Genomic DNA, 18,093 nt, shown 5'->3' with positions numbered 1-18,093 from the left:
CCCACGCTATCGGTCAGCTCGAGACAGCGGCCTTCTCGGCGTCGGCGTTCTTCGCATCGGCCGACTTGCCCTGGTCACGGGCTTCGGCCGGCGGCGTGACGGCCGGCTGCGTCGGACGAGGGCGGGCGGCGAACTCTTCGAAGACGTAGCGCGGGCTCTGCACGGTCTCGAGGTTGACGAGGTCGCGACCCAGCCAGAAGTTGTTCCACCAGCCGCCGATCACGCGCCACTTGCGCTCCCACGACGGCATCGCGAGGCCATGGTAGCCACGGTGCGCGACCCAGGCGACGAAGCCCTTGAGTGCGATCTTGCCGGACTGGAAGACGCCGTTGTAGAGACCGAGGCCAGCGACGGCGCCCAGGTTGTGGTGGACGTACTCGCGCGGCAGCTCGCCGCGCAGGACACCGACGATGTTCTTGGCGAGCAGCTTCGCCTGACGCACGGCGTGCTGCGCGTTGGGCACGCAGTAGCCGCCCACGCCGCCGCCCGAGAGGTCGGGCACGGCCGAGATGTCGCCGGCCGCCCAGGCGCCCTCGACGATCTCGTCAGCGGTGCCGACGCGCAGGTCGGGGCGGGTCTGGATGCGACCGCGCTCTTCGACGGGCAGGTCGCTGCCGCGCACGACGGTCGGGTTCGCCATGACGCCGGCGGTCCAGATGATGAGGTCGGTCGGGATCGTCTCGCCGGTCGACAGCTGGACGTTGCCGTCGACGGCACCGGTCACCTGGGTGTCCAGGTGCACCGAACCGCCGCGCTCGGCGAGGCTCTTGAGCACCCACTCGCTCGTCTTGAGCGAGACCTCGGGCATGATGCGCCCCATCGCCTCGACGAGGTGGAAGTGCGTGTCATCGAACGTGATCTGCGGGTAGCTCTTCACGAGCGAGGATGCCAGCGAGCGCAGCTCGGCGAACACCTCGATGCCGGCGAACCCGCCGCCGACGACGACGACGGTGAGCAGACGGTCACGCTCGGGTCCGGGCGGCAGCACGGACGCCTTGTCGAAGTTCGACATCAGGCGGTCGCGGATCGCGACGGCCTCTTCGATGGTCTTGAGACCGATCGCGTTGTCGGCGATGCCCGGGATCGGGAACGTGCGCGACACGGCACCGGCGGTCACGACGATCTGGTCGTACTCCTGCTGGTACGGCTCGCCTGCGACGGGGGTGATCGTCGCGACCTTGCGGGCGTGATCGATTCCCGTGACCTTCGCCGCGATGACGGCGGTGCGCTTGAGGTGACGACGCAGCGCCACGACGGAGTGACGCGCCTCGATCGAGCCGGCAGCTACCTCGGGAAGGAACGGCTGGTACGTCATGTACGGCAGCGGATCGACGATCATGACTTCGGCTTCGCCCTTGCGGAGAAGCTTCTCCATCTTCCAGGCGGTGTAGAAGCCCGCGTATCCGCCTCCGACGATGAGGATTCTGGGCACAGTGTTGCTCACGGCGGGGAAAACTCCTCGTGGATCAGCGGCTCGGCGCGCGGGACGCCATTCGGATGCGTCGGACAGTTGCAGTGACGCCGAGCCCCATCAGTATAGCGGTGGACGTCAGCACCAGGAGCGGGAGCGTGCCATACAGCAGAGACTCATACGACGGCAGCAAGGGGGAAGCTTCCACCGGCCCGTCAGCGACCGGCGGCAGAGGGTCGATGTCGACGGGGCCGCCCGTCGGCGCGGGCGCGGGTGCGGCATCCGCTCGGCGGTAGAGGCGGACCCACTCTTCCAGGCTGCCCATCGGATTGGACGAGACGGCGGGAACATCCGCCGAGATCGCGGCAGCGGCATCCACGAGACCGTATCCGTACAGCGGGTCGGGGTGCGCCGTCGCCAGCGGAGACGGTCGCGCCGTCTGGATGATGCGGTTGATGACGTTGTTCGCGTCGAGGTCGGGGTGCGCGGAGCGCACGAGCGCTGCGATGCCGGCGACGATGGGGGCCGCCCCGCTCGTGCCCTTCCACAGCACGACCTGGCCATCGGCTGCGATGCCGAGCAGGTTCTCGCTCGGCGCCGAGACGCCGATCGTGATCCCCTGCGTCGAGGCTTCGACGCTCGCGCGTCCCTCGGGGTCGACGCCGCCGACGGTGAGGACGCCCGGGATGGTCGCGGGGGCGCCGACGCGCGACGTTCCGCTCGCGCGGTTGCCCGCCGCGACGACGACGACGACGTCGTTCTCGTAGGCGTAGAGGAAGGCTTCGTCCCAACTGCGGTCCCAGTCGGGCACGTTGGTCGTGAGCGAGAGGTTGATGACGTCGGCGCCGTTGTCGACCGACCAGCGCATCGCCTCGGCGATCTGGTCGACGAAGGGCACGGAGGCGGCAGCTCCGAAACCGACCGACACCGACAGCAGCTCCGCTTCGGGCGCGACGCCGATCATGCCTGTCCCGGGCCCCGTGCCGCGCGCCGCGGCGAGCGAGGCCACGAGCCCCCCGTGACTGCGATCGACCGTGCCGACGGGCTTGCGGCCTTCGGGACCGCCGGTTCCCGAGACATCGATGCCGCCCACGACGGCACCATCGAACTCGACGGGGCCCCGTGCGATGCCGGTGTCGATGATCGCGATGCGAACACCCTCGCCCCGGGTCGTCTGCCAGGCCTCTTCGATGCCGTACTCGTCCAGCCAGTACTGCATTCCGCGGATGGGGTCGATCTCGGGCACGTCCGCAACGGCCGGGGCGGCGGCCAGCGGAGCGACGAGCGACAGCAGGAGCGCGCCGGCCGCGAGCGCGCCGCGCCTCACCCCGCGGCTCCCGGCTGGGCGCATACGCAGCGCTCGGGCGTCCACGACGACAACGCGAGCGCCCGGTCACCGAAGGGGTTGACGCCGGGTCCTGCCGCGAGCGTGTGCGCGAGCACGGCGTGCAGGCACTTGATGCGGGTCGGCATGCCGCCCGCGGAGATGCCTTCGATCTCGGCGACCTCGCCGTAGGGCGCACGGTCGGCGAGGTAGGCCTCGTGTGCGCGCTGATACGCCGCGCGCACGTCGTCGTCGTTCGCGAGGTCGTCGGTGAACTCCCGCATCACCTGACCCGCTTCCAACGTCGACATCGCCGCCGTCGCGGCGGGATGCGTCAGGTAGTAGAACGTCGGGAACGGCGTGCCGTCGTCCAGGCGCGGCGCCGTCGCGGCGACCGTCGGGTTGCCGCACACGCACCGCGCGGCGATGCCGACGACCCCCCGGGCTGGACGCCCGAGTTGGTCGCGCAGGACCGCGAGATCGGCGTCGCTGACAGGCGGATAGGGAGGCGTAGGCACGCTCTCCAGGTTACCCGGCACCTCCGGGAGACAGCTGAATCTCCTCACCCCTCGGGCGAGTCCGCCGGCTCCGGGTCGGGCACGCCGATCGTCGGCGGTGCGACCGTCTGCGCGAGGCCCGCTTCGGTGAGCGAGCGCACGAACTGCGACATCCAATCGGTGCGCGTCTGCTCGACGTCTTCGCTCACGGAATCGAGCTCCTGCGGACGCTGGTATGCGGGCAAATCGTTGTCGACGAGGTAGATGACCTCGCCCGGCTTGACGTAGTAGAGACGCTCGCGCGCCTGCGTCGTGATGTACGCGGGGTCGCGCCAGCGTTCGCGCTGCTCTTCGAGCGCGGTGACCTCTTCACGGCTCATCTGCACCGAGCGCTCGAGCGCCGACAGCTGCTGCTGCTGCTCGATGTACATGCCGATCGTGGGGACGAGCACGAACGCCGCGAGCACGACGAGCCCCAGCATGATCACCATGAAGCCCGACAGGCGGATGCCGCCGAGCCACTGCCTGACATCGACCTGACGCGCTTCGCGCGACCGCCGGGCACGAGAAGGGGAAGCCGTCGTCTTCGCCACGGCTTCCCCCTTTGCGTGAGCAGCCCGCGCCCGGGCGTATCTGGATCTAGGCCTTGAAGCGCGGGAAGGCCGAGCGACCCGCGAAGACCGCGGCGTCGCCGAGGTCTTCCTCGATGCGCAGAAGCTGATTGTATTTCGCAACGCGCTCGCTGCGGGCGGGCGCGCCGGTCTTGATCTGACCGCAGTTCACCGCGACGGCGAGGTCGGCGATCGTGGTGTCCTCGGTCTCGCCGGAACGATGCGAGAGCATCGAGCGGTAGCCGTTCTGCGTCGCGAGAGCGACGGCGTCCAGCGTCTCGGACAGCGTTCCGATCTGGTTCACCTTGACCAGAAGCGCGTTGGCCACTCCGAGGTCGATCCCCCGCTGAAGTCGCTCGGGGTTCGTCACGAACAGGTCGTCGCCGACGAGCTGCACCTTCGAGCCGAGCCTGTCGGTGAGAACCTTCCAGGCGTCCCAGTCGTCTTCGTCGAGGGCATCCTCGATCGTGACGATCGGGTAGTTCGCGACGAGGTCCGCGAAGTAGTCCGTCAGCTTCTCGGCCGACCAGGACTGCCCCTCGACGGTGTAGACGCCGTCGTCGAAGAACTCCGTGGCGGCGACGTCGAGCCCGACGGCGATATCGGTGCCGGGCGTGTAGCCGGCCTTCTCGATCGCGCGCATGAGGAAGTCAAGGCCGTCGCGGTTGCTCGGCAGGTCGGGGGCGAAGCCGCCCTCGTCGCCGAGTCCCGTCGCGAACCCCGCAGCCTTCAGCTCGCCCTTGAGGACGTGGTAGACCTCGGTGCCCCACCGCAGCGATTCGGCGTAGGTCTCGGCACCGATCGGCGCGAGGAAGAACTCCTGGAAGTCGATGCCGTTGTCGGCGTGCTCGCCGCCGTTGATGACGTTGAACAGCGGCACCGGGAGAACATGTGCGTTGGGACCGCCGAGGTAGCGGAACAGGGGCAGGTCGGCAGCATCGGCGGCCGCCTTCGCGACGGCGAGCGAGACGCCCAGGATCGCGTTGGCGCCGGTGCGCGACTTGTTCTCAGTGCCGTCGGTCTCGATGAGGACCTCGTCGACGATGCGCTGCTCGCTCGCCTCGACTCCCTCAAGGGCCGGTCCGAGCTCGTCGATGACGGCGGCGACGGCCTTCTGAACGCCCTTGCCGCCGTAGCGGCTCTTGTCGCCGTCGCGCAGTTCGTACGCCTCGAACGCTCCGGTCGATGCGCCGGAGGGGACGGCCGCACGCTGGACGGTGCCGTCATCGAGCAGCACCTCCACTTCGACGGTCGGGTTGCCGCGCGAATCCAGGATCTCGCGCGCGCCTACAGCCTCGATGAGTGCCACGGGGGACTCCTTAGGTCGTGGAAGTGGGGATCGGCGGAGCGTCGTCGGTCCGTCGGTGCGAGTCTAGTGATCGGACGCCCTTTCGGAACGGCCCCGGCCACTCCCCGGCCGCCCCCGGAGCCCGCCGGGGATGTGTCACCCGCCGTTATACGACCAGCGCGATGGCGATGCCGTCCCAGCCCTTCGCGTCGAGCGTCTGGATCGCCGTCGCATCGAAGCGGGGGTCACGGCCCAGCATCTCGAGGCCGCGCTGCACGCCGATGATCTGCGGGTCCTCGGTCGCCGGATCGGCCACCTCGCCCGAGCGGACCGTGTTGTCGACGACGACGATGGTTCCCGCCCGCCCCAATCGCGCGGCCCAATCGAGGTAGATCGTGTTCGACTCCTTGTCGGCGTCGATGAAGACGAGGTCGAACGGCTCGCCGCCCTGAAGTGTCGGCAGCACATCGGCGCCGCGACCGAGCGCGATCTCGACCCGGTCTCCCACGCCGGCGCGGTCGAGGTTTCTGCGCGCGACCTCGGCGATGTGCGGCTCGGCCTCGATCGTCACGACGCGGCCACCCTCGGGAAGCGCGCGGGCGAGCCAGATCGTCGAGTACGCGCCCAACGTTCCGATCTCGAGCACGCGACGTGCGTGGGACATGCGGGCGAGCAGGTGCAGGAGCTTGCCGTTGACGGGAGCGACCTCGATCGACGGCAGGCCTGCTGCCCGCTGATCGGCGACGGCCTCCTCGAGGTCGGCGTCATGGCCGACGAGCGTGTCGGTCAGGTAGGCGTCGACCCGACGCCAGGAGTGCGGGTCGGGAAGAGGTTGGTTCACCCGTCCAGACTCGCCGGACCCTCTGCGTCCGTCAACCCGGCGGCGATCGGCGGGTCTGCGCTTTCGCGCGCGCCGCCATCGTGGCCAAGAGCGCGGCCCCGGTCTCGGCATCGTCGACCGTGACGACGAAGGTGCGCCCGTTCGACCTCGAGACCTCGATGCACGATCCCGTCCGCAACACGGCACCGTATCGACCGTCGGGCGACCAGCGCATGCCCCACCCGCCGAAGTCGGCCATGGGGTTCACGTGCGATGCCGTCACCGCCGCGACGTCGCTCGCGGCGATTCGGAACCTCGGGATCCCGAGCGCCGAGCGCACCGTGAGCCCGGACGCATCGACCACGACGTGGAAGACCGTGTTGGAGGCGATGAGGAGCGCCATCAGCGCGCCGAGGCCGAGGCCGATCCACCCAGCGCCCGACTCCCCCGCGAGGATCATCCCCACTCCGATCGCGACGAGAAGCGCCACGGCGCCGGCGAGCAGGATCATGCCCCCGCGCGACATGACGGCCGAGCGGATCCAGACCGCCTGCACGCCCTCGGCGAGCGGCAGCGGTGCGATCTGCGCGAGGGCGGCACGCGGCGGCGCCGCCGGCAACGACGCCCACGCGATCGCGACCCCGACAGCGCCGGCCACGACGCCGACGAGCATGCTCGGCCAGATCGTCGGGGCATCCGTCGCCTCATCGGCTCCCACCTGTGCGAGCACGGCGGTCGTCATCAGCACGACGATGAAGGCCGTCGTGCCGAGCGACACCGCGCCGATGAAGCGGTAGGAGCCGCCGCCGTGGTCCGCCCGCGGGTCGACGCGGCGCGGCCACAGGGCGGGTCCGACGACGATAAGCGGCAGCAGCACCCCGATGGCCGTCAGTGCGAGGGCGACCCAGGCGGGAGCGTGCCCGTCGGGCTGCCCGCTCACCCCCCAGTGGATCACGATCTGCGCGGGAAGGCGCGGCAGGCAGATCGCCTGGATGATCATGCCGGCGAGGGCGAGCGCGACGGGGACGACCAGACCGACGACGCGCAGCCGGGAGGCGACCTCCCGGCTCATCGCGCCGTTGCCCGTCGACCGGGAGAGCGGAGGCTCACGTGTCGTGTTCGATGATCCCCACGTCCTGCCGGTGGTCGTCAGGGTCGCCGGGTGGGAAGACCGCGACCTCGGGCCTCTTGCGCAGCGAGAGGGCGCTGGCGACCGCCCCACCCCACACGACGACGATCGACAGGACGAGGAACGTGATGGCGAGGGGGGTCATCGGGACGCCTTTCGCTGAGCCGACAGGGTTTTCGGCGCCGGGGGAAATGGCGGCCAGGCCTCGAAGTCATCCGGCGAGCGCTTCCACCGAAGCGCGGTCAGCACGGCGGCGCCGACCACGATGACCCCGATCGTGCCCCAGCCGAAGGTGAGGAGGTACCAGTCGGGCAGGCCGCCGTAGCCTTCCGTGACGAGCACGATGATGCGCTGCACGAGCATGTAGCCGAGGACAACCGGACCGAGGACACCGACCAGGAAGATCCACCAGCCGCCGACACGGAAGGTCGAGAGGGTATTGAGGTGGTAGCGCAGCTCGGGCCCCTTGCGCGCGACCCACACGACCAGGATCGTCAGGAACACCGCGGATGCGACGATGCCGATGTTGTTCGCCCACTGGTCGACCGTGTCCAGCGCGAGCAGACCCGTCGTCGTCGAGAAGATGAGGATCGACAGCACGGCCGACACGACGCCGACACCGATCGATGCCGTGCGGCGCGTCCACCCGAACTTCTCCTGCACGGCCGCCGAGACGACTTGCAGGATCGACACGAGCGACGTGAAGCCGGCAAGGGTCAGCGAGCCGAAGAACAGGCATCCGAAGATCGGGCCGCCCGGCATCTGCGACACGATCGCGGGGAACGTGATGAACGACAGTCCGACGCCCGTCAGCCCTTCGAGCTCGTCGACCGCGATCCCCTGCTGGAAGGCGAAGAATCCGAGCGTCGCGAAGACGCCGATGCCGGCGAGGATCTCGAACGACGAGTTCGAGAACGCCACGACGAGACCCGGCGTCGTGAGGTTGGACTTGCGGCGGCGATACGACGCGTAGGTCACCATGATGCCGAAAGCGATCGACAGCGAGAAGAAGATCTGGCTGTACGCCGCGATCCACACGTTCGGGTTCCCCAGTGCCTCCCAGTCCGGCGTGAACAGGGCGTTGAGGCCCTCGGCCGCGCCGTCGAGGAAGAGCGCACGCACGACCAGCACGGTGAAGGCGACGACGAGCACCGGCAGCGCGATCATGTTCGTGCGCTGCACGCCCTTGGCGACACCCGCCGCCATCACGATGATCGCAACGACCCAGACGATCGCGAGCGGAATGAGTACGCCCGGCACGAACTCGAGGCTGAAGCCCGGATCGCCGACCTTCAGGTAGTCGTTCATGAGGAACGCGCCCGGGTCATCGCCCCAGCGCAGATCGAACGAGAAGACGAAGAAGCTCAGCGCCCATGCGATGACGGCGGTGTAGTACAGCGCGATGACGAAGGCGATCATCGCCTGGAACCAACCGAGGGCCTCGAACAGGCCCTTGCCCCGGCGTGCGAGCCGGCGGAACGCCGTCGGCGAGGCGCCGCGGAAGCGATGGCCGATCGCGTAGTCGAGGAAGAGGATGGGGATGCCGGCGGTCAGCAACGCGATCAGGTACGGGATGAGGAAGGCGCCGCCGCCGTTCTCGTACGCAACACCCGGGAACCGCCAGATGTTGCCGAGACCCACCGCCGAGCCGATCGCGGCAATGATGAAGCCGACCTGGCCGGTCCATTGCTCGCGGGGCTTCTCGGTGCTCACTCCGGTGCGCGACTGTGCTGTGGCCACAGGTAACTCCCTCGTCAGTGTGACGACCGCGCGCAATCTGGGGGGGGTGCGGCGGTCACCGGAACGCTACCAGCCTCGTGCGCGTGCGCGCGAACCGCGCGGATCGCCGCTGCTCAGCCGAGCGGCTTGATCTCGAGGTCCGCGCGCGTCGCGCCGGCTGCCACGGTGGCGAACGCCGTGTACCCGTCGGATGCCGCGCGCTCGAGAAGCGCCTTGAGGTTCTTCGTGCGCCGCTCCAGGCGCACGCGCGAGCCCTCGGCGACGAGGGCTGCCTTGATCGCGATGAGCTCGTCCTGTGCCGTGTCGCGGTCGTGCACCAGGACGACGGCCGACGCTGCGGCATCCGCTCCCTCATGGACCAGGTCGACGATGCGCTCGAAGCCGATCGAGAAGCCCACGGCGGGCGCGTCCTGTCCGAGGAAGCGACCGATCATGCCGTCATAGCGGCCTCCGCCGCCGAGCGAGTAGCCGACGGACGGGTGTGCGAGCTCGAAGATCGTTCCCGTGTAGTACCCCATGCCGCGCACGAGGAAGGGGTCGAAGACGAGGGGGATGTCGGCGGCTTCAGCCGCCGCGTCAGCCGACGGGCGTGCCGCGGCCACGGCCGCGCCGATGCCAACGAGGTGCGCGACGATGTCGTCGGGCGCCCCCTCGGGAAGCATCCTGCGGATCTGGCGCTCGCTGTACGGGATGTACTCGAGCGTCATGGGGCGGGTGAGGAATGCCTCGAGGGCGTCGACGGCGGCGGGCGTCACGGCCCGGTCCCGCAGCTCGGACACGACGCCGGCGGGCCCGACCTTGTCGAGCTTGTCGATCGTGATGAGCACGCCGGGGCGCTCACCGGGGGCGAAGCCGAAGCTGTCCAGCATCCAATCGAGGATTCGGCGGTCGTTGATGCGCACCGTGCCGCCATCGAGCCCCAGGGTGTCGAGCGTGTCGAGCGTCGCCACGACGAGCTCGGCCTCGGCGCGCGCCGTGGCGTCTCCGATGATGTCGATGTCGCACTGCACGAACTGGCGGTAGCGGCCCTTCTGCGGGCGCTCGGCACGCCACACGGGGGCGATCTGGATCGCGCGGAAGACACTCGGCAGCTCACCGCGGTGGCTGGCGTAGAACCGCGCGAGAGGCACGGTCAGGTCGTAGCGCAGCCCCAGGTCGGTGAGGGCCGACGGGTCGTCGGCGGCGGCGCGGATCGCATCACTGTCGAGACCGCGCTTGAGCACGTTGTACGCGAGCTTCTCGTTGTCGCCGCCGATGCCGGCGTGCAGGCGCGCGTACTCCTCCATGACGGGGGTCTCGATCTCGTCGAACCCGTGCGCGCGGTAGCGCTCGCGGATGACGGCGAGCACACGCTCGCGGCGGGCCTTATCGGCGGGGAGGAAGTCGCGCATGCCGCGCGGCGGATTGACGGATGCCACGGCTCTATCTTTCCAGGTCTCGCAGCTGCTCTTCGGCCGCACGGATCTCGGCCTCGAGGTCGCGCAGCCGCACCCGCAGTGCGCGCTCTGCATCCCACCCGTTGGCGCGGGCGACCGCGACGAGCCCGAGCAGCGCGTCGCCGAGTTCGGCCTCGGTCGTCGGCTCGTCGACGACCTCAGGGGCCGGGTCAGAAGGTGAGCCCGCTTCGGGGCGCTGAGCTCGTGGAAGCGTCGCCGCCTTGCCCAAGAGCTTCTGCGCGAGCGCGAGCGAAGGCATCCGGTCGCTGACGCCGTCGAGAACGCTGGTGCGCTCGTGCTTCTCTGCGGCCTTTGCGGCGTTCCAGTGCACGAGCACCTCATCGGGGGTGCGCGCGACGGCGTCGGCGAAGACATGCGGATGCCGCCTCATCATCTTGTCGGTGAGCCCCCGGGCGACGTCGTCGATGTCGAACGGCTCGACGGCGTCGCGCGAGGCGATCTCGGCGTGGAACAGCACTTGCCAGAGCAGGTCGCCGAGCTCTTCACGCAGCTCGGCGGGCGTGCCGTCCTCGACGGCGTCGATGACTTCGGCGCTCTCCTCGACGAGGTACGGCACGAGGTCGCGATGATCGATCTGCTGGGTCCACACACAGCGATCCCGCACGGCGCGCATCGTCTCAGCCGCGGCACGGAGGGCATCGGGCTGCGAGCGCGGGTCGGGTGCGGCATCCGTCATGCGATCTGGCCCTTCGTCTCCTCCTGCGGCGGCAGCTTCTCGTCACGGGTCTCCGGCGACATGCGGCGATAGTGCAGCGCGCGCTGCGCGACGAGCGCAGCCGCCAGCACGATCGAGATCACCGAGCCGGCGAGCACGCCGAGCGTCGCCTCGTCGCGCATGAGCGGGCTGTCCGCGAACGCGAGCTCGGACAGCAGCAGCGACACCGTGAAGCCGATCCCGCCGAGCGCGCCGGCCGCGACGAGGTCGAGGAACGCCAGATGCGGCGCCGTCCCGCGTTTGCCGATGCGCAGCGATATCCATCCCGCGATCGTGATGCCGATGATCTTTCCCACGGGCAGCGCCACGAGGATGCCCCAGAACGCCGGCGAGAGCTCGGTGGGCGACACCATCGGGATCACCACGAGCGCCGCAGAGAAGGCGAACAGCGGCAGGACGAGCCCGTTCACGAACGGTTCGAGCGTGTGACGCGTGCGCATCGCGGGCTGCTGCGCCATCACGAGGCCGAGCGCGACACCGGCGATCGTCGCGTGCACGCCCGAGAGGTACACGAGCACCCACGTCGCCGACCCGAGCACGACGAGCCCTCCGATGACGGCGCCGTCCGCACGCGAGCCGAGCATGCGGCTCAGAACGGCGAAGATCGCCACGGCGACGACGGCGAGCGCGAGCAGGCCGACGTTGACGTCGTTCGTGAAGAGCACCGCGATGAAGACGATGCCCACGATGTCGTCGAGGATCGCCAGCGCGAGGAGGAAGATCCGGATGCCGCTGGGCAGGCCCTTGCCAAAGACGGCGAGCACGCCCAGGGCGAAAGCGATGTCGGTCGCCGTGGGGATGGGCCATCCCCCGGCGGCGTCGGACCCGCCGGCGAAGAGCAGGAACACCCCGATCGGCACGAGGACTCCCCCCGCGGCAGCGATCGCCGGCTGCAGGGCCTTGCGTGCGGAGTTGAGCTCCCCCACCGTCAGCTCGTACTGCAGCTCGATCGCGACCACGAAGAAGAAGATCGCGAGCAGACCGTCCTGCACCCAGTGTCCGACGGACATCTCTAAGACGCCCGGGATGCCGAGGTACGTCGCCTTTATCTCGGCGATGGCAGGGCCTATCGGCGAATTGGCCAGGACCAGACCGAGGATGGCTGCGGCCAGCAGCAGGACGGCGGGAAAGCGCGCGGAGCGGAGCAGGGACATGGGCCTCTTTCGAGTGAGTCGGCAGGGTACGGCAGCACCGTGCCGACCAGACTTCCCGGCTCACCGCGGCCCAGTGTACCCAGACGTGGTCAGTCCACGCGCGTGTCCTTCGCGTGGCGGGCGAGACTCTGCCCGTAGCGCTCCGTGAGCTGCACCATGAGGTCGGGGGTCTCGGCGTCGAGGCCGAAGACGTAGCCGGGGAAATCGAGTTCGCGCTGCGCCGCCCAGATCTCCTCGTGGCGCTCCGGCGGCAGGATCCGGGCGGGCTCGCCGACAGCGACCCATCCGATCGGGACGACCGACTCGGGCGGCAGAGTCGTGCGCAGGTGCACGACGGCGTTGATGCGGATGTCGCTTCGCGCACCGATCCGGGCGCCGTTGAAGACGCGGGTCCCGGTCGCCAGGAACACTTCGTCCTCGATCGTCGCGCCCGAAACGCTGGCCATCGGCCCGACGAGCACGTGGTCTCCGATGTGCACGGGATTCGTCGCCGTCGCGCGAACGAGCGCATTCTCCATGACGATCACGTCGTGCCCGAGCGTGACCCGACCTCCCTCGGAGGTGAGGACGGCTCCGTGCAGCACTTGACACTCGGGGCCGATCTGAACGTCTCCGCTGATGACAGCAGTCGGTGCGATGACCGCCGTGGGGTGGATGCGGGGCTCGACCCCGAGATGCGTGAACCTCATCGTTCCTCCTCGGTCGGCGCTCAGCGTAGCGCGCCCTGACGCGCGTGGCATCCGCTCAGGAGTCGCGCGCGTTAGGCTGATGTCTCTCATCCGTGCCGATGCGCGTCACCCGCGCACCCCCCGGACAGCCACGCACAATCCGCGTCGCACCCGGCAGCCCACGAACCCGTGGGTGGGGATCGCCGGTTCCGGGTGCTATCGCTCCGGCCAGAAAGTGCTCTCCGTGACCGAACCGCTCGCCGCTCTTCCGCCCGCCGTCACCGAGGTGTTCGACACCGTTCAGGCACGCAACCCCCACGAACCCGAGTTCCTCCAGGCCGTGCACGAGGTGCTCGAGTCGATCGGTCCCGTGCTCGAGCAGAATCCCGAGTTCGTCGACGGCGGCATCGTGGAGCGGCTCGTCGAGCCCGAACGACAGATCCTGTTCCGCGTGCCGTGGGTTGACGACAGCGGGCGTCTGCGCGTAAACCGCGGATTCCGCGTGCAGTTCTCGTCGGTGCTCGGGCCGTACAAGGGCGGACTGCGCTTCCACCCGTCCGTGAACCTCTCGATCGTGAAGTTCCTCGGCTTCGAGCAGGTGTTCAAGAACGCGCTCACGGGCCAGGGCATCGGCGGAGCGAAGGGCGGCAGCGATTTCGACCCGCACGGCCGCTCCGGCGGTGAGGTCATGCGCTTCTGCCAGGCGTTCATGGACGAGCTGTACCGCCACCTCGGCGAGCACACCGACGTCCCCGCGGGCGACATCGGTGTCGGCGCGCGTGAGATCGGCTACCTCTTCGGCCAGTACCGCAAGATCACGAACCGTCACGAATCAGGCATGTTCACCGGCAAGGGCGTGCAGTGGGGCGGCGCCGAAGTGCGCACCGAGGCGACCGGCTACGGCGCGGTGTTCTTCGCGCAGGAGATGCTGGGCGTGCGCGGTCAGTCGCTCGCGGGCCTGCGCGTCGGTGTGTCCGGCTCGGGCAACGTCGCCATCTACGCCATCAAGAAGGCCTGGCAGCTGGGCGCGACCCCCGTGACGGCTTCGGACTCGTCGGGTTACGTCGTCGACGACGCCGGCATCGACGTCGAACTGCTGCGCCAGATCAAAGAGACCGAGCGCGCTCGGATCTCGGAGTACGCCGCACGCCGGCCGTCGGCACGATTCGTCGAGGGTGCTCGCCCGTGGGAAGTGCCCGTCGACATCGCGATTCCGGCGGCGACCCAGAACGAGCTCGACGAGCGGGACGCCCGCGCGCTCATCGCCAACGGAGTGCGTGCGGTCGCCGAAGGGGCGAACATGCCGTCGACGCCCGGCGCTGTCGCGGCCTTCCAGGCCTCCGGCGTGCTGTTCGGGCCGGGCAAGGCCGCCAACGCGGGCGGTGTCGCGACCTCGGCGCTCGAGATGAGCCAGAACGCGTCACGCCAGCGCTGGACGTTCGATGACAGCGAGGCGCGCCTGCGCGCGATCATGAAGGACGTCCACGATGCGGCCTTCGATGCCGCGGCACGCTACGGTCGCCCCGGCGACTACGTCGTCGGGGCCAACTCGGCTGCCTTCGAGCGTGTCGCGCAAGCGATGCTCGCGCAGGGCGTCATCTGACGCCTTTCGACGACGCGTGCGGTCAGCCGGCCTCGGCCGGCGCCGCATCCTTCTGCGGCCAGAGCTGATCGAGCAGCTGCGCGACCCACGCGATGAGCTCGCCGTCGCGCAACACTTCGCCGCCCGCGGTCGGCAGCGGGACGACGAGGGCGTCACCGCTCGAGACGAGCTTCGCCTTGGGGTACAGCCGCTGCAGCCGCACCCGCATCGAATCGGGCAGGTTCGCCGGGGCGATGCGCAGATTCGGTCCCATCGCGACGACGTCGGCCAGCCCCGCGCGCGCGGCGCGACGCCGCAGCCGCGCGACCGCGATGAGACCGTCGACGTCGCTCGGCAGGTCGCCGTAGCGGTCGGTGAACTCGTCGACGACGAGATCGATCGCGTCGTCCTTCGCCGTGAGCGACGCCGCAGCCGAGAGCTTCTGGTAGGCCTCGAGCCGCAGCCGTTCACTGTCGATGTACGACTCGGGGATCCGCGCCTGCACGGGCAGCTCGAGCCGCAGCTCGGTCGGACCCTCGACATCGTCGCCGCGGAAGGTCGCGACGGCCTCTCCGATCATGCGCAGGTACAGGTCGAACCCGACCCCCGCGATGTGACCCGCCTGCTCGGCACCGAGCAGGTTGCCGGCACCGCGGATCTCGAGGTCCTTGAGCGCGACCTGCATGCCCGACCCGAGGTCGTTGTTGACGGCGATCGTCTCGAGGCGGTCCGCGGCGGTCTCGGACAGCGGCTTCGTCTCGTCGTAGAGGAAGTACGCGTACGCCCGCTCGCGCGCGCGCCCCACGCGTCCGCGCAGCTGATGCAGCTGCGACAGTCCGTATTTGTCGGCCCGGTCGATGATGATCGTGTTGGCGTTGGAGATGTCCAGGCCCGTCTCGACGATCGTCGTGCAGACGAGCACGTCGAACCGGCGCTCCCAGAACGCATCGACGACCTCTTCGAGGGCGTGCTCGCCCATCTGGCCGTGGGCGACGGCGATGCGCGCCTCGGGCACGAGCTCCGCGAGGTCGGCCGCGACCCGCTGGATCGACTGCACGCGGTTGTGCACGAAGAAGATCTGCCCCTCGCGCAGCAGTTCTCGCCGGATGGCCGCAGCGATCTGCTTGTCGTTGCGCGGACCGACGAACGAGAGGATCGGATGCCGGTCCTCGGGCGGCGTCTGCAGCGTCGACATCTCCCTGATGCCGGTGACCGCCATCTCGAGCGTGCGGGGAATCGGCGTGGCACTCATCGCGAGGATGTCCACGTTCATCTTCAGCTTCTTCAGCGCGTCTTTGTGCTCGACGCCGAAGCGCTGCTCCTCGTCGACGATCAGGAGCCCGAGGTCTTTGAAGATGACCTTCTCGGTGAGGATCCGGTGCGTCCCGATGACCATGTCCACCGTGCCGTCGGTGATCCCCGCGAGCACGTCGCGCGCCTGCTTGTCGGTCTGGAACCGCGACAGCGCTTTGACCTTGACGGGGAATCCGGCGAACCGCTCCGTGAACGTCTCGAAATGCTGCTTCACGAGCAGTGTCGTGGGCACCAGCATCGCGACCTGCTTGCCATCCTGGATTGCCTTGAAGGCCGCCCGCACGGCGACCTCGGTCTTGCCGAAGCCGACGTCGCCCGACAGCAGCCGGTCCATCGGGATCGGCTTCTCCATGTCGGCCTTGATCTCGTCGATCGTCTGCAGCTGATCGGGAGTCTCGGCGAACGGGAAGGCCTCTTCGAGTTCGCGCTGCCACGGTGTGTCCGGACCGAACGCGTGACCCTTGGCCGCCATGCGCGCCGAATACAACTTCACGAGCTCGACCGCGATGTCGCGCACGGCCCGGCGCGCCTTGCCCTTCGCCGCGGCCCAGTCGCTGCCGCCCATCTTGGACAGTGTCGGCGCTTCGCCTCCGACGTAGCGCGACAGCAGGTCGAGCTGATCGGTCGGCACGAACAGCTTGTCGCCCGGATACCCGCGTTTGGACGGCGCATACTCGAGCACGAGATACTCGCGCACGCTCTTGACCGGATTCCGCCCGCCGCTGGAGACCTCGCGCTGCGTCAGCTCGATGAAGCGCCCGATGCCGTGCGTGGCGTGCACGACGGGATCTCCAGGCTTGAGCTGGAGCGGGTCGACGACGTTCTTGCGGCGCGACGCGAGCTTCTTGACGACGCGCTGGTCGCCACCGATCGTGCGGCCGTAGAACTCGGTCTCGGTGAGCACGGCGAACTTCGCGTCGGCCACCTCGAAGCCGCGTTCGAGCGGTGTCGCGACGACGTACGCCACGCCGCCATCCGGAATACCAGAGAGGGTCTCGACCTTGCGCGCCGCGATGCCGCGTTCGGCGAGCACGTCCCGCGCGCGATCCACGAGGCCGCCGCCGGACGCGGCGACGACGACGCGCCATCCGTCGGCGAGCAACTGGCCGACATGCGCCGTCGCCCCGTCGACGTTGCCCTGGAACGAAGGCACGGATGCACCGGGCACGCGGATCGCCGAAGCCTGCTCGAGGGCGACGTCGATGTCGATGTCCTTGCCGGCCTCCTGAGCCGCGCGCAGCTCGGCGATCGCGTCGGCCGCACCGGAGTCGAAGGCGCTCAGCGTCCACCACACGGCGCCACGCTCGTGGGCAGCCTCACGCAGACGCGGCAGTGTGATGAAGTCCCCCGCGCCGAGGTCGATCGGTGCCTCCGCACCGGCCGTCGCGGCGCTCCACGCGGCCTCGAGGAACTCGCGGTTGGTCTCGCCGAGGGTGATGGCGCGCGCGACGGCACGCTCGGGGTCGACGAGGGCGATCGCGGCGCCCTCGGGCAGGTAGTCGACGAACGTGACGATCCGATCGGCGACGGCCGGCAGAAGCGACTCCATGCCCTCGGTCGGGATACCCTCGGCCATCTTCTCGAGCATGCCGCGCAGGCCCGGGAAATCATCCGCCAGGGCGCGGGCACGCTCGCGGACATCGCTCGTGAGCAGCAGCTCGCGGCTCGCGATGAGCTGCACGGCGTGCACGTCTCCGGGCAGCGAACGCTGGTCGGCGACCGAGAAGGCGCGGATCTGGTCGACCTCGTCGCCGAAGAACTCGATGCGGTAGGGGTGCGGGGCTGTGGGCGGGAAGACATCGAGGATGCCGCCGCGCACCGCGAACTCGCCGCGGCGCGACACCATGTCGACGCGCTGATACGCCAACTCGACGAGGCTCAGCGCGATCGTCGACAGGTCGTGGCCGCGTCCGCCGACCGAGAGCTCGACGGGGGGCACGTCGGTCAGGCCCGCGGCGAGGGGCTGGATCGCACCGCGCACCGAGGTCGTCACGACGAGGGGGGACGTGCCGTCCCACCGCGCGATGCGGCCGAGCACGTCGAGCCGGTTGCCGACGATCTCGGCCGACGGGCTGAGTCTTTCGTGCGGCAGGGTCTCCCACGCCGGGAAGTGCATGACCTCGGCGCCGGGAAGCACCGACCCGAGCGACGGCCCGAGCGCATCGGCGCGGCGACCCGTCGGCGTGATGACCAGTAGCACGGGCGGATGACCCGCCGCGCGGCGCCTGTCGAGGAGCGCCGCGAGCAGCGGAGCGTCGAGGCCCTCGACGAGCGAGAAGTCGGCATCGACGGAGGCTGCGCTCGCGGCATCCCGGAAGGACTCAGCCTGTTCGAGGGCACGCACGATCCCGGGAACTGTCACCGCAGAAGTCTACGCGTGACG

General features: G+C 69.5%; 15 protein-coding genes. 1 reads left to right on the top strand and 14 read right to left on the bottom strand.

Translation table 11 applies throughout. The features are described 5' to 3' along the window. Window positions 1-13: 13 nt before the first annotated feature. The 13 genes from AC25YV_RS11045 to AC25YV_RS10985 form a co-directional block, all read right to left on the bottom strand. Entirely contained in the window at window positions 14-1,432 is a 1,419-nt protein-coding gene (locus AC25YV_RS11045; protein WP_488124041.1) for an NAD(P)/FAD-dependent oxidoreductase, read from the bottom strand. A 34-nt stretch (window positions 1,433-1,466) separates the two neighbouring features. Next, window positions 1,467-2,762, bottom strand: coding sequence for a S8 family serine peptidase (locus tag AC25YV_RS11040; protein ID WP_488123896.1), 1,296 nt, complete (start codon window positions 2,760-2,762; stop codon window positions 1,467-1,469). Then, entirely contained in the window at window positions 2,735-3,253 is a 519-nt protein-coding gene (locus tag AC25YV_RS11035; RefSeq protein WP_488123895.1) for a DUF501 domain-containing protein, read from the bottom strand. Before AC25YV_RS11035 ends, AC25YV_RS11040 begins: the two co-directional genes overlap by 28 nt. Window positions 3,254-3,297: 44 nt before the next feature. After that, window positions 3,298-3,825 (bottom strand): FtsB family cell division protein, encoded by a 528-nt coding sequence (locus AC25YV_RS11030; protein WP_488123894.1) that lies wholly within the window; start codon window positions 3,823-3,825, stop codon window positions 3,298-3,300. Between the two features lie 46 nt (window positions 3,826-3,871). Further along, the gene (eno, locus tag AC25YV_RS11025; RefSeq protein WP_488123893.1) at window positions 3,872-5,152 is read right to left on the bottom strand and encodes a phosphopyruvate hydratase; all 1,281 of its coding nucleotides are present in this window, start codon (window positions 5,150-5,152) and stop codon (window positions 3,872-3,874) included. A gap of 145 nt (window positions 5,153-5,297) precedes the next feature. After that, entirely contained in the window at window positions 5,298-5,972 is a 675-nt protein-coding gene (locus AC25YV_RS11020; protein ID WP_488123892.1) for an O-methyltransferase, read from the bottom strand. A gap of 31 nt (window positions 5,973-6,003) precedes the next feature. Beyond that, on the bottom strand, window positions 6,004-7,023 hold the full coding sequence (locus AC25YV_RS11015; RefSeq protein ID WP_488123891.1) for a DUF1648 domain-containing protein: 1,020 nt from the start codon (window positions 7,021-7,023) through the stop codon (window positions 6,004-6,006). A gap of 34 nt (window positions 7,024-7,057) precedes the next feature. After that, window positions 7,058-7,225 carry a methionine/alanine import family NSS transporter small subunit gene (locus AC25YV_RS11010; protein ID WP_488123890.1) on the bottom strand — a complete coding sequence of 56 codons (168 nt, stop codon included), beginning with the start codon at window positions 7,223-7,225 and terminating at the stop codon, window positions 7,058-7,060. Continuing rightward, entirely contained in the window at window positions 7,222-8,820 is a 1,599-nt protein-coding gene (locus tag AC25YV_RS11005; RefSeq protein ID WP_488123889.1) for a sodium-dependent transporter, read from the bottom strand. Before AC25YV_RS11005 ends, AC25YV_RS11010 begins: the two co-directional genes overlap by 4 nt. Window positions 8,821-8,933: 113 nt before the next feature. Beyond that, entirely contained in the window at window positions 8,934-10,211 is a 1,278-nt protein-coding gene (gene hisS, locus AC25YV_RS11000) for a histidine--tRNA ligase (RefSeq protein WP_488124040.1), read from the bottom strand. Window positions 10,212-10,242: 31 nt separating this feature from the next. Further along, complete coding sequence (locus AC25YV_RS10995) at window positions 10,243-10,953, bottom strand: nucleoside triphosphate pyrophosphohydrolase (RefSeq protein ID WP_488123888.1); 711 nt, start codon at window positions 10,951-10,953, stop codon at window positions 10,243-10,245. After that, a complete protein-coding gene (locus AC25YV_RS10990; protein ID WP_488123887.1) occupies window positions 10,950-12,146 on the bottom strand; it encodes a Na+/H+ antiporter NhaA in 1,197 nt (398 codons plus the stop codon). The genes AC25YV_RS10995 and AC25YV_RS10990 overlap by 4 nt, the downstream gene beginning before the upstream one ends. A gap of 89 nt (window positions 12,147-12,235) precedes the next feature. Then, window positions 12,236-12,835 carry a gamma carbonic anhydrase family protein gene (locus AC25YV_RS10985; RefSeq protein ID WP_488123886.1) on the bottom strand — a complete coding sequence of 200 codons (600 nt, stop codon included), beginning with the start codon at window positions 12,833-12,835 and terminating at the stop codon, window positions 12,236-12,238. A gap of 223 nt (window positions 12,836-13,058) precedes the next feature. On the opposite strand from AC25YV_RS10985, the gene gdhA reads away from it, so the two are divergent. Continuing rightward, a complete protein-coding gene (gdhA, locus tag AC25YV_RS10980) occupies window positions 13,059-14,417 on the top strand; it encodes an NADP-specific glutamate dehydrogenase (protein ID WP_488123885.1) in 1,359 nt (452 codons plus the stop codon). Between the two features lie 22 nt (window positions 14,418-14,439). On the opposite strand, the gene mfd is transcribed toward gdhA, so the two are convergent. Beyond that, window positions 14,440-18,072, bottom strand: a complete 3,633-nt coding sequence (gene mfd / locus AC25YV_RS10975) for a transcription-repair coupling factor (RefSeq protein ID WP_488123884.1) — start codon at window positions 18,070-18,072, stop codon at window positions 14,440-14,442. Window positions 18,073-18,093 lie beyond the last annotated feature (21 nt).

This window comes from Microbacterium sp. Y832 (assembly GCF_057669765.1).
Note: the sequence above shows the minus strand (reverse complement) of the source record. Positions and strands in the feature narration are given on the sequence as shown.